The sequence below is a fragment of the Streptomyces sp. SAS_272 genome, from assembly GCF_052543235.1.
Genome location: NZ_JBMNDR010000036.1, coordinates 18623 through 31483 on the forward strand (window position 1 = coordinate 18623; position 12861 = coordinate 31483).

Consider the following 12861-nt stretch of genomic DNA (forward strand, 5'->3'; position numbering starts at 1 on the left):
CCTTCCCGGCCGCTCAGACGTCGATGCGGGACATGCGGCGGATGAGGACGAAGCCGACCGCGTACAGGGCGAAGGCGATGATGACGGCGCCCTGCCCGACCGGGGAGCCGGTCATGCGCTCCAGGGCGCCGTCCTTGACGCCGTTCATGAGGAAGAGGGAGCCCACCCCCAGCACCGGCACCGCGTACGACGTCATGTTGACCTGGGACAGTTGGGTGCGCACCTCGCGCCGGGTCTCCTTGCGTTCCTCCAGCGTCTCCGTCAGGTTGCGCAGCGCGCCGACGACCTGGCCGCCGGCCCGGTTGGAGAGGACCAGGGTGGTGACGAGGACGACCAGTTCGCGGGAGGGCAGGCGCTCGGCGAGTTCGCCGAGGGCGTCGTCCATGGAGTGGCCGACGGCCAGCTGGTTGGCGACCTTGCCCAGTTCTTCACCGGCCGGCGCCTCCAGCTCGTCCGCCGCCATGCCGATCGCGGTGCGCAGCGCCAGCCCGGCATGGGTCGCGTTGGCCAGTATGCGGGCCAGTTCGGGGAGTTGGTTGATGAACTTCTCGATGCGTTTCTGACGCTGCCAGGTCAGGAACTGCCAGGCCGCCCACACGCCGAGCAGGCCGGCGATCGGTCCGAAGAAGGGGGCGAGGGTGGCCTGGCCGACGAGCCACAGGCCGGCCACCGCGGCCAGCAGGTAGACGGAGAACTCGCCCGGTGTCACGTCCAGACCCGTCGCCGCGAGCTTCCGTTCCAGCCTGCGGCCCGTCCCGGTGCCGCGCAGCCGCCGGTCCAGGGTGTGGAAGCGCCGTCGGCGGCCACTGCCGTGCACCTGCCCCGCGGAGGTCAGGCGTTCCACCAGTTCGGCGCGCTGGGCCCGGCCCCGGGCGTAGGCGTGCAGGCCGGCGACGGCCAGGGCGCAGGTCAGCAGGGCCACACCGGTGGTGAGGGCGATGAGGGTGTCGAGGTCCATCAGCGTTACCGGGCTTCCCTTGTGGTCAGTTCGAGTGCGTCACGCGCGACCCCGAACGCCTGCGGGATCGGCTGGCTCGCCATGTAGAGCCGGTCCGCGGTGCGGCGCGGGAGGGGGAAGTACTCGAAGGCGCCGTCGATACGGCCTTCGGCGCTCATCGGCCGGGCGTTGAAACGGGCGATCGTCGCCAGCCGGTACGGCTCTCCGCCGTGGCTGTCCAGCAGGGCGATCTCGGTGACGCGGCGGGCGCCGTCGGCGAAGCGGGTGAGCTGGACGACGACGTCCACCGCGCTGTTGATCTGGTCGTGCAGCGCGACGAAGGGGATCTCGACGTCCGACATCGAGGCGAGGGTCTGCAGCCGCATCAGCGCGTCCTCCGCGCTGTTGGCGTGGACCGTGGCGAGGGAGCCGTCGTGGCCCGTCGACATCGCCTGGAGCATGTCGAGGGACTCGCCGCCGCGGACCTCGCCGACGACGATCCGGTCGGGGCGCATCCGCAGGGAGTTGCGGACCAGGTCGCGGATGGTGATGCGGCCGTTGCCCTCCACGTTCGGCGGGCGGGACTCCAGGCGGATCACATGGGACTGCTGGAGCTGCAGTTCCGCCGAGTCCTCGATGGTGATGATGCGTTCGCCGTCCGGGATCAGGCCGGAGAGCGCGTTCAGCAGCGTCGTCTTGCCGGTGCCGGTCGCGCCCGAGACGATCACGTTGAACTTCGCCTGGACCAGCCCGGCGAGCAGGTACAGCATCTGCTCGTCCAGCGAACCGAAGCCGACCAGTTCGTGCAGGGTGAAGGAGCGCGGGAAGCGGCGGATGGTGAGGATGGGACCGGTGAGCGACAGCGGCGGGATGATCACGTTGACGCGTTCGCCGGACGGGAGGCGGGCGTCGACCATCGGGTTCGTCTCGTCCACCCGCCGGTTGACCGTGGAGACGATGCGTTCGATCGTCTGCATCAGCTGGTCGTTCGACGCGAAGCGGAGCGGAAGCTGCTCCACCCGGCCGCTGCGTTCGACGAAGATCGCGTCCGGTCCGTTGACCATGATCTCGGTGATCGACGCGTCCTCGAGCAGTGGTTCCAGGATGCCGAGGCCGAGCGCCTCGTCGACGACCCGGCGGATCAGCTGCGCGCGCTCACCCGTGGACAGCACCGGTCCCTCGCGGCTGATGATGTGCCCGAGAACCCGCTCCAGCCGCGCGCGGCGTTCGGCCGCCGCCAGCGCGCTCATCTCGGCGAGGTCGATCTCCTCCAGCAGCTTGGCCCGGTAGGACGTGACCATGTGGCCGTCCTCGCCGCGCCCGCCGTGCTCGTCGGGGGAGGTGATGCGCGCCCGCAGGCTCATCTCCGGTTCCTCCTCGTGGACTTCGTTTCGATCTCGTGGGCTGTGCGGACGGCGGGGTCCGGGCGGCCGGCGGCGTCCGCACCGGCGTCGGTCAGTGGTCGAGTGGCATCGTGGCCGTCCTGTGGGCCTCTCCGAATCCGATGCCGGGGATGACGGACGGGATGACGACGGTGGAGGTGACCCGGACCTCCTTGTCGGAGTACGACGGCGGCGCGCAACTGGCGTTCAGCCAGCTGCTGACCGCCCGCGCGCAGTCCCCGGCGTAGTCCTCGCGCAGGGACGCGCTGCGCGCCCCCGTGCGCGCCGCGGTCCCGGCCTGCTGTGCCGCGTACGCGACCAGCCCCAGCTGGACGGCGGCCAGCGCGACGGCGAGGAGAACGGGCAGGAAGCCCAGGTACTCGATGGCCGCCTGGCCCCGGTCCCGTCCGCTTCCGCGCCACCGGCCCCGCCCCCGCTCCCCCGCCCTTCCCCGGTCCCGCTCTCGTCGCCGGTCCCGCGCGGGGTCCCCCTCCCGTCCTCGCCTTCGGTACGCCATCTCAGTCGCCGTCCTCTTCCTCGACCGCGCCCGCGTGGGCGCGCACCGGGAACGGGAAGTCGATCAGACCCGGGACCAGGACGGGGACGTGCAGCGTGACCTCGGCCGTCACGAAGCCGCTGCCCCCGCAGCTCACCTCGGCGCCGCTCTCCCACGCGTCCCCCAGCTTGTCCCTGCCCGCCTGCGCGCAGGCCGCCGACCGCGCCCCCGGATGCGCCGCCGTGCCCGCCCGCACCGCCTCGTCGGCAGCATTCCCCGCGAGCGTGTACGTGTATCCCAGGAGGACGAACTGCCACACCACCACCAGGGTCACGATGATCGTCGGGAGCATGCCGAGGAACTCGACGGTGACCTGGCCCCGGTCGCCCGCGAGGAGCCCCCTCGTCCGCGGTGCGCTCATCTCACTCCCTCCGCCGCCGGAATCCGGCCGGCCCCCGGTCCGCGCCGCGCGCGCGTCCGCCGCCGCGGCGCACCAGGGCCGTCTCCGCCGCCTTGACCAGCCCGAGCTCCCCCGCGAGAGCCCAAAGGGCCTGCCGGACGGCGCCCTTGGCGTCGAGGGCGTCCACCCGGCCGGCGTCGACCGCGGCCTGCAGCTCCCGGAAGTTGGCGGGCACGGTGGTCGCGGCGACCGCCGTGCCGGTGATCTTCTGGATGAGCGGCGGCTGGATCTCCGTCCCGCGGGTGTGCCGGTTGACGACGACGGTCGTCTCCTCGGCCTTGCGGATCTGCAGCCGGTCCCACATGCGCACGGTGCGTTTGGCGCCGCGCACGGCGACGACGTCGGGGTTGGTGACGAGCAGGGCGCGGTCGGCGAGTTCGACGGCGGCGGCGCCGGCGCCGGCCAGCTGGGCGCCGCAGTCCACGACGACGACCTCGTACCGGGCGCGCAGCGCGCCGAGGATCTGACGGGCGGCCCGGTCGGTGACCTCCTCGCCGCGCTCGCCCTCGCCGGGGGCGAGCAGGAGCGCCACTCCGCTGTCGTGCCGGAAGACCGCCTCGGCGAGGATGCGGGGCGAGATGTCGGCGATGGCGGCGAGGTCGACGACCGAACGGCGGAACTGGACGTCCAGGTAGGAGGCGACGTCACCGGCCTGGAGGTCGAGGTCGACGAGAGCGGTGGGACGGCCGGACGCCTGGGCCGCGAGGGCGAGCTGGACGGCCGTGAGGGTCGCGCCGACGCCTCCCTTCGCGCCGCTCACGGTGACGACGGTGCCGCCCACGCCGGTGAACACGTCGCCGCCGTGACCGAGATGCCGCCGTACCCCGACCGACCAGGTGGCGACGGCCTGCACGCGGTTCGCGAGGTCCTCGTAGTTCAGCGGCAGGGTGACCAGGCCGCGCGCGCCGGCGTCCATGGCGGCGGCGAAGAGGCCGGGCCCGACGTCGGTGGTGACGAGGACGACGCCGACCGCCGGGAAGCGCAGGGCGACCTCGCGGACGAGTTCCAGCGCCGGCACCGGGCCGATGCGCTCGTGGACGACGACGACCTCGGGGAGCTCGTCGACCGACTCCGCGGCGAGCCGGGCGAGGGTGTCCACCAGCTGGGTGGAGTCGGCGACCGGGGCGACCGGCTCGGCGTCGGGGAGCTGGCTGAGCAGGGTGGTGAGGGAACGGACCGCGTCCGCGTCGCCTACGGCCGGGAGGATCCTCGTGGGCATGGGCGGCGGCCTCTCACTTGTCCGTGGCGAGTTCGTACGTACGGTCCTTGTCGGGGATCGTGGCGCTGCCGCCGGGCGCGACGAGGGCGAGGCGGACGCGCTTGGCGAACGACTCCGCGTACGTGATGCGCTGGGCGTCGAGGGTCGACAGCGCGAAGGTGATGGGCACCGCGTCCTTGGGCGACTGGCTGCGGTTCTTCTCGTCCGGCTCGAGGGCGGTCAGCTCGCCGACGTCGAGGACCCGGGCGTTGGTGACGATGATCTTCGACTGGTCGGGGTCGCTGTCGCGGGCGCCCTCGAAGGTGGCGTAGACGTTGACGGACGAGCCCGCGGTGATCTTGCCGGCCACGCCGGTCGCCGCGTCGATCATGATGGCGACCTCCTGCTGACCCGGCTGCAGGGCGGGCTGGTCGACGATCATGTCGCTCTGCAGCAGGGAACCCTTCCGCAGCGTCGTCACGGCGATCTTCCCGCGGATGGTGGCGAGGTCGGTGACGGCGTTCTCGGAGAGCCAGCGCTCCGGCATCTCTATCTTCTTGAACTGGCCCGCGCTCAGGGCCGTGTAGGGCGCGACGTCGGAGCGCAGCTCGTACGCGGTGACCTCGGGTCCGACCTTGGACTTCACGTCGTCGATGACGGAGAGGACGCCGGTGAAGGCGCCGAGGGCGCACACGATCGACAGGATGAGCAGAATCACGCCGCGGCGCTGACGGGAGTTCATGAGCCGTACAACCTCGTCGGGAGTCGGGTCGGGCGGACGGACGGACGGGAACGATCGGGCGGAGCGGAGGGGCGAAGGAGCGAAGCGGAAGGCGCGGAGGGAACCGGGCGGCGGGCGGGCGGCGCCGTCTCAGCCGCCCGCGGTGAGCTCGCGGGCGGAGCGGACGGCGAGTTCGGAGGCGGACGGCGGGGTGGCGGAGCAGAAGACGCAGCGGTCACCGATGACGTCGATGCCGCACCAGTGGCACACGCCCTGGCGGACCGAGGCGACCAGCTGGTAGAGGACGGACAGGTCGGGCAGGTAGGCGCAGAACTCGATCGCCTTGCCGGTGCCCCACCAGTCGGCGGACTCGGCGGGCAGTTCCGTCTCCCGCAGCCCCTGCACCCGCCAGGCGGGGGCGAGCACGTCCGTGACCCAGTCGGACTGCAGATTTCCGCAGGCGACGAGCAGCCAGGTGCCGAACTCGGGTCCCGGCAGCACCGTTTCGGGGGTGGCCTTCACGAGTTCCGGCTTGGGGTGGGCCAGCACGCCGAACTGGCTGCCGGGCACCCATGACCGGGCATGCGACTTCAGGCCGACGCCGGGCACCCGGTCGAGCCGGGCGACCGAGCCGAGGAGGGCGCCCGCGTGGAGGTAGTGAGTGAGCAGCCGGCCCGCCGAGGCGAGCACGCCGGGACCGAGGTCGCAGGAGGCGAGCTGACGCAGCTGGCGGACCAGGACGGCGACGGCGAGCGGCGGGAGGTCGGGGCGGAAGAGGGCGATGCGGTCGCTCTCGAGGAGGGAGCGGATGGTGTGCAGCCGCTGCTCCACGGCGGTGGGCACGGCCCGCGAGTACACGACGATCAGATGTCCGTGCTGGTCGACGAGCGACTGGACGGCCGCGAGGGCGTCCTCCAGCGGCTGCTGGTCGAGGCCGGACAGCACGGCGGCGGGCAGGGTGCGTTCGTCCTGCGGCGACAGCGCCAGGTCGGCGCCGGTCACGGCAATGGCTGTTGGCACGCGCAGCTCCCCGATTCCCGCGGTCCGGTCCACCGGCGCTACTCCGGTGCACCGGGGTGACTTCATTGCGTGACTACCTCAGCACTGTAACCACGCCCCTGTGGCCGGAGAACAGCTTTCCGTAGCTGCCGGGCAACTCTTCTTCGCGCAAGTCCCGCCAAATCGGGGCAGGTTACGCACACCGGTCCTCCACAAGCGGACCTGGCCACAACCTCTTGACAACGGAATTGGTCTGGACCAACTTGTTGTCATGTCCCCACATAAAAGATCGACGCCACGATGTACCCGAGGATCGGACCGCCGATCCGCACCACGTTCCACCCGACGATCGACACGACTGTGGTCGGGCGCGGTGACCGCCGCGCTGACCCTCACCCTGGCGGGCGCGGCTCAGGCGTCCGCCGCGGACGTCAACAACGCGAAGAACGCAGGCTTCGAGTCCGGCCTGACCGGCTGGAGCTGTTCCGCGGGCAGCGGCGCCGCCGTCTCCTCGCCCGTGCACGGCGGCGCGGCCGCGCTGAAGGCGACGCCGGCCGGCCAGGACAACGCCCGGTGCTCCCAGACCGTGGCCGTGAAGCCCGACTCGACGTACTCGCTCGGCGCCTGGGTGCAGGGCGGCTACGCCTACCTCGGCGTGACCGGCACGGGCACCACGGACGTCTCGACCTGGACGCCCGACTCGTCGTCCTGGAAGCAGCTGACGACGACCTTCACCACGGGCTCCGCGACGACGTCCGTGACGGTCTACACGCACGGCTGGTACGGCCAGGCGGCCTACTACGCGGACGACGTCTCGGTCCAGGGCCCCGACGGCGGCGGGGGCGGCGACCCCACGCCCACGGTCCCGTCCGCACCGGCGGGCCTGACCGTCTCGGGGACGACGTCGTCGTCGGCCTCCCTGGCCTGGAACGCCGTCTCCGGCGCGACCGGGTACAACGTCTACCGCGCGGGCACGAAAGCGACAGCGGTGACCGGCACGTCCGCGACGGTGACCGGGCTCGCGGCGTCGACGTCGTACGGCTTCCAGGTCACGGCGGTCAACGCGGCGGGCGAGTCGGCGAAGTCGGCGACGGTCACCGGCACGACGACCCAGAGCGGCGACACCGGGGGCGGCGCCCTGCCCCGGCACGCCGTGACCGGCTACTGGCAGAACTTCAACAACGGCGCGGCGGTCCAGCGGATCTCGGACGTCCCCGCGCAGTACGACGTCATCGCCGTGGCCTTCGCGGACGCGACGACGACGCCGGGCGCGGTGACCTTCACCCTGGACTCCGCCGGACTGAACGGCTACACCGTCGACCAGTTCAAGGCGGACGTCCGCGCGAAGCAGAACGCCGGCAAGAAGGTCGTCGTCTCGGTGGGCGGTGAGCGGGGCTCCGTCTCGGTGAACGACTCCGCCTCCGCGGCGAACTTCGCGAACTCGGTGTACGCGCTGATGCAGACGTACGGCTTCGACGGCGTCGACATCGACCTGGAGAACGGCATCGACGCGACGTACATGTCGCAGGCGCTGCGCTCGCTGTCCGCGAAGGCGGGCCCGTCCATGATCCTCACCATGGCGCCGCAGACGATCGACATGCAGTCGACGTCGAACGCCTACTTCCGGACGGCGCTGAACGTGAAGGACATCCTCACGGTCGTCAACATGCAGTACTACAACAGCGGTTCCATGCTGGGCTGCGACGGCAAGGTGTACGCGCAGGGCTCCGTGGACTTCCTCACCGCCCTCGCCTGCATCCAGCTGGAGGGCGGCCTCTCCCCGTCCCAGGTGGGCCTGGGCGTGCCGGCCTCCACCCGCGGCGCGGGCAGCGGCTACGTCTCCCCGTCCGTGGTCGCCCATGCCCTCGACTGCCTGACCAAGGGCGTCAGCTGCGGCTCCTTCAAACCGTCGAAGACCTATCCCGCCCTGCGCGGCGCGATGACCTGGTCCACCAACTGGGACGCGACGTCGGGCAACGCCTGGTCGTCGGCAGTGGGCCCACACGTACACGGCCTGCCGTAGTACGCCCTCAGAAAGCCCCGTCCGCCTGGCGCGATGCCGCGTTGCCTTCCGTGACCTGCTCATGTGATCTTGGGGAACATGAGCACGAAGGGGGACGCGGCCGGGCTGGTGGCCGTCGTGATGCGGGCACGGGAGGGATCCGCCTCGCCGCACGACGTCTTCGACGCGTTTCTCCGGCCGCGCTTGCGTCTGGTTCCCGACTGCAAGCCGCGCGACAGGATCGGTGATCACGCACCGTCCGTCCCGCATAGCCGGCACCACGACCGAATCATCCTTCGACTCCTGAAGAATGAGGTGGTATCACGGGAGCTTACTTCGAGGCCACTCAGCAGGTGCCACCCATTACGCCAGATTCCGCTACAACTGAAACGCCTCCACTCGAAGGTTTGATTACCGCCTTGAAACGGAGTCAGGCGGAGGACAAGAAGCTGTGAACAGCGCGCCGCGAGACAGACGGTCTGGCACGTTGGGAAAGCGCGACGATTCCATTCCTCGATAGCCTGTGTCGATATTTAGCCACCACGACCTTCACCCGCCATCGATTTGCCCGAGATGATGTCGAGGCATCTGGCTTGTGCCAGCAGAAGAGGCAACGCGTGTGGAGTGTGAGCCGCCCCATTTCCGGTTGACATGCACAGGTGGACGATCGTTTACTGTGCGGGACCTTTTTACAAATTTCATACATGGGGGGACTCCGTGAAGTCGGAGTGGGGGTTTGCGGTGCCCGTGTGCAGGCCACGGCGGTCGAGACGCAGGGCCGTTGGGGGAGTCGTGGCTGCGCTGATGGTGTCAGCACTGCCTGTTCTGCCGATGGCGGTCCCGGCGTCAGCCGCGGCAAATAAGACATCGGCCGATGCAGTCGGTGGGGCAACTGCATCGGCGCGGGCTCAGGCGTCGGGTGAGCCGGTGGAAGTAGCAGCGGATCGAACCGAGTACTCGATTACGAAGGCGAATCCGGACGGCACCTTCACGCTGACGCAATCGGCGTCACCGCAGCGTGTGCACGCCGATGACGGTTCATGGGATCCGGTTGACACTACCCTGGTGCGTCGCCCGGATGGCGCTGTCGGGCCCAAGTCAACTGTGGTGGACCTGTCGTTCTCGGGCGGCGGGAACGATGCCATGGTGAAGTTGGGCAGCGAGCGAGGAACGCTGCGCATGAACTGGCCGGGCAGGCTGCCCGAGCCGCGCCTCGACGGCGCGAAGGCCCTCTATGCCGACGTCATCGAGGGCGTGGATCTGGAGTTGACTGCGACGGCCGAGGGCTACCGTGAGGTTCTCGTCGTGAAGTCGGCCGAAGCCGCTGCCGATTCGGCACTGGAACGCATCCAGCTATTGGTGTCGTCCCCGGACCTGAAGGTGCTGCCAGGCGCGGGTGGTGGCGTGCGCGCGGTGGACGGGAACGGGAACACTGTCTTCCACGGCCCGGCCGGTCAGATGTGGGACTCCTCTGGCGAAACCGCCGAGAAGGGTATGAGCGGCGCGAGCGACAAGTCCGGTGACGGCACCAGTACGCAGCTCACGGCGGCCACCCGGCTCGGCCCCGGTACCCGGACCGCGAGGGTCACCGCCACTGCACTGTCCACTGCGGAAATGCCCGACCCGGTGGAGTACGGCACTCAGCCGCGGTCAGGTGACGTCAGCACGGTGATGCCGGTGACCGTCACGGACGATGCCGTGGCGGTCAAGCCCGACCTCGCCCTGCTGCGCGGCACGGACACTGTCTACCCGGTACGCATCGACCCCTCGGTGGGTCTGAGCGTGTCCGAGCGGACCGTGCTCTCTTCGGACGGCGACAAGTTCTGGCAGTTCAACGGTGACTACGGCGTCGGCCGTTGCAGCGTCTCGGGCCCGTACTACTGCGGCAACAACTACACCAACCGCATGTACTTCCAGTTCGCCCCCTCCAAACTGGCCGGCAAGAACGTGCTGGATGCCACCTTCCGAGCGTATGAGACATGGTCGTTCTCCTGCTCTCCCCATTGGGTTGATCTGGTGCGCACCGACAACATCTCCGAGGGCACCAGGTGGCCTGGCCCGAAACTGCTGGATTTGATGGGCGACCAGAACATCTCCGCGGGTCGTGGCAATCAGTGCAACCCCGACCAGCCCGACCGGTGGGTCGAGTTCAACGACAACTCCGCCGAGAGCGACGAGAACCTCACCTCTACGGTGCGCAGCTACGCCGACGGCAAGATCTCCCGGCTGACGCTGGCACTCAAGGCCAAGGACGAGTCCGACCCGGACGCGTGGAAGCGCTTCGACGACAACGCCGTCCTCCAGGTCATCTACACAGTCCAGCCCGGCGTGCCGACCTCCGTCGGTGTGATCCCCGGTGACGGGACCACCGCATACTGCAAGACGTCCTCCTCCGACCCCTTGATCGTCACCCGCCTCGACCCGATGCTCCAAGCGCGCACACAGGCCAAGGTCACGCCGCGCACCACCGACGAAAAGGGTTCGCTCCAAGCGCAGTTCGCCGTCGAGCGCGGTGACGACGCGGCTTGGCATCAGGTGTGGACCGGCAATCGCCCGGATGCGGGCTGGGACCCGGACGAGACCCTGGAGAAGCTGCGCCTGTCAAAGGGGGCCGATGGCGGCCTGTACCGACTGCGTTCGCGCACTCGGTCCCACTGGACGTGGGGTGGCAAACCCGGAGACCTGTACTCCCCGTACTCCACCTGGTGCTACTTCAAGATCGACTCAACTGCGCCGAAGCCCCCTACCATCAGCACCGGCACGCCGTACACCCAGTGCACGACGAATCTGTGTGACGGCCAGGGCGGTCCGGGGGTGCCAGGCAGTTTCACCTTCACGCCCAACACGGCGGACAAGGACGTCATCGGCTACCGCTGGCGACTGCTGACCACGTCGGCCAAGGACACGAAGGAGGTCACCGGACCCACGGCCGCTGTCACGGACGTCACTCCGTCGTTGGCGGGCACGCAGGTCCTCTCCGTCGAAGCCAAAGACGTCCGAAGTCGGTGGGGCACACCTGCGGAGTTCATGTTCAAGGTCGCCCCGGCCATGGGACCCACGGGCACCTGGCACTTCGACGATGCCCTGCCCAAGTCGGGCGTGACGACTGCCAGGGACACCGCGGCCGAAGGCGTCCGGCATGACGCCACCCTGTACACGGCAGGGGCCGGATGGTCCAGCCTAGGACGCCGTGGCCCGAAAGATTACTCTCTGCGACTCAACGACACTTCGGACATGACGACACGCGCCGGCTACGCCGCCACCGAAACCCCGGCCGTGAACAGTCAGGACTCCTTCACCCTCTCCGCCTGGGTGAACCTTACGGACAGCACGCAGGACCAGGTTGTGATGGCGGCGCCCGGCACCAACGCGTCGGCCTTCGCCCTGTACTACTCGGCCGCCTACAAGAAGTGGGTTTTCCAACGTACAACCGCCGACGTCAAGGACACCCCGGTCTACGTGCGCTCACTCGCTGATGCACCTAACCCGCCGCTGAAGGTGTGGACCCATCTGACCGCTGTGTTCGACACCAAGAAGGACACCGACAAGACGAACGACACCATCCAGGTGTTCGTCAACGGCCGCCCGCAGGGCAAACCCGTCGTACTGAACGCGGTTTCCAGCGCCTACCAGCCCTGGTTCGCCAACGGCGGCCTGATGTTCGGTCGTTCACTGTCCGGCGGGCTCTACGGCGGAAACTTCCGCGGCAGCCTCGACGAGATCAACGTTTGGCAGCGTGTGCTGACCTCGGACGAGATCGCCGACGAATCCCAGCTCTTGCAGGATGGCGTGCCAGCCACCGAACTCGTTGCTCAGTGGAACACGGAATCCTCCGCGGGCACCCAAATCCCGGAAACCTCCGGCTACCAGCTCCCGAACCTGACAGTCTCTGGCAACGGCGCGAAAGTGGACGCGGATGGGACTACGGGCGGCAACGCCCTGATGATGGACGGCGATTCCGGGTACGCCGCCGTGACCGGTCCGGTCGTCGACGAGAGCGGCTCATTCACCATCTCGGCCAGGGTCCGGTTGGATTCCGACGCGCTGGTCAAGAAGCCGGTCGGCTACCAGGCGCAGGTGGCCGCGCAGCAGGCCAGTGCGGGCGAGTCTTCGTGGGCACTATGGGTCGTCAAGCCCGCAGTCGGCATCTACCAGTGGAAGTTCACCCGCACGGCCGTCGGCATCGACGGCAAGGTCAGCCAGAGCGCCGAGGTGCTGGGCGACGACGCTCAGACCAACACATGGGTGCAGGTTACCGGCGTCTTCGACGCTCAGGAGGCGTGGCAGTGGACAGACCCGGCCGACGCCTCGAAGACGGAACCCCGTCGCGGCAGACTGCGTCTGTTCGTCAACGAGTCCAACCCGCCATCCGATGACGCAGGCGGCTTCACTGCCGCCCAGTACGGCAGCGGTGCCCTCACCGTCGGGCGAGGCAGCCACGGTGGCACAACCGGTCACTACCTGCTCGGTTCCCTGCAGGATCTGCGGGTGTGGACCGGCGCGATGACCGCCGATCAGATTCCGTCACAGATCTTCGGCGGCTGACCCTCATCCACCCGCCAGGGCAGAACCACCTTCCTGCCCTGGCCCCGCACACTCGGGTGCCTCGAGGCACGGCGCAGGGGGCAGTCCCGCTCGTGCTTGCCGGCCTCGTACGGCCCCTTTC

General features: G+C 69.4%; 9 protein-coding genes. 2 read left to right on the forward strand and 7 right to left on the reverse strand.

What is annotated here, in order from left to right:
• Positions 1 to 13: 13 nt before the first annotated feature.
• From ACN6LD_RS21095 to ACN6LD_RS21125, 7 genes are all read right to left on the reverse strand, one after another.
• Positions 14 to 958, reverse strand: coding sequence for a type II secretion system F family protein (locus ACN6LD_RS21095; protein ID WP_319197773.1), 945 nt, complete (start codon positions 956 to 958; stop codon positions 14 to 16).
• A gap of 5 nt (positions 959 to 963) precedes the next feature.
• A complete protein-coding gene (locus ACN6LD_RS21100; protein ID WP_319197771.1) occupies positions 964 to 2301 on the reverse strand; it encodes a CpaF family protein in 1338 nt (445 codons plus the stop codon).
• Positions 2302 to 2392: 91 nt separating this feature from the next.
• Positions 2393 to 2836, reverse strand: coding sequence for a TadE/TadG family type IV pilus assembly protein (locus ACN6LD_RS21105; RefSeq protein WP_445043993.1), 444 nt, complete (start codon positions 2834 to 2836; stop codon positions 2393 to 2395).
• 1 nt (position 2837) lies between these two features.
• On the reverse strand, positions 2838 to 3236 hold the full coding sequence (locus tag ACN6LD_RS21110) for a TadE/TadG family type IV pilus assembly protein (protein WP_445043994.1): 399 nt from the start codon (positions 3234 to 3236) through the stop codon (positions 2838 to 2840).
• 1 nt (position 3237) lies between these two features.
• Positions 3238 to 4494: an AAA family ATPase gene (locus tag ACN6LD_RS21115; protein WP_445043995.1), complete on the reverse strand. Its 1257-nt coding sequence runs from the start codon at positions 4492 to 4494 to the stop codon at positions 3238 to 3240.
• 13 nt (positions 4495 to 4507) lie between these two features.
• The gene (gene cpaB / locus ACN6LD_RS21120) at positions 4508 to 5215 is read right to left on the reverse strand and encodes a Flp pilus assembly protein CpaB (protein ID WP_319197308.1); all 708 of its coding nucleotides are present in this window, start codon (positions 5213 to 5215) and stop codon (positions 4508 to 4510) included.
• A 129-nt stretch (positions 5216 to 5344) separates the two neighbouring features.
• The gene (locus ACN6LD_RS21125) at positions 5345 to 6214 is read right to left on the reverse strand and encodes a hypothetical protein (protein ID WP_445043996.1); all 870 of its coding nucleotides are present in this window, start codon (positions 6212 to 6214) and stop codon (positions 5345 to 5347) included.
• Positions 6215 to 6464: 250 nt separating this feature from the next.
• Here ACN6LD_RS21125 and ACN6LD_RS21130 point away from each other — a divergent pair, with 250 nt between their 5' ends.
• Positions 6465 to 8216 carry a chitinase gene (locus tag ACN6LD_RS21130; RefSeq protein WP_445043997.1) on the forward strand — a complete coding sequence of 584 codons (1752 nt, stop codon included), beginning with the start codon at positions 6465 to 6467 and terminating at the stop codon, positions 8214 to 8216.
• 810 nt (positions 8217 to 9026) lie between these two features.
• Positions 9027 to 12740 carry a LamG-like jellyroll fold domain-containing protein gene (locus ACN6LD_RS21135; protein ID WP_445044017.1) on the forward strand — a complete coding sequence of 1238 codons (3714 nt, stop codon included), beginning with the start codon at positions 9027 to 9029 and terminating at the stop codon, positions 12738 to 12740.
• The last annotated feature ends 121 nt before the right edge of the window (positions 12741 to 12861 follow it).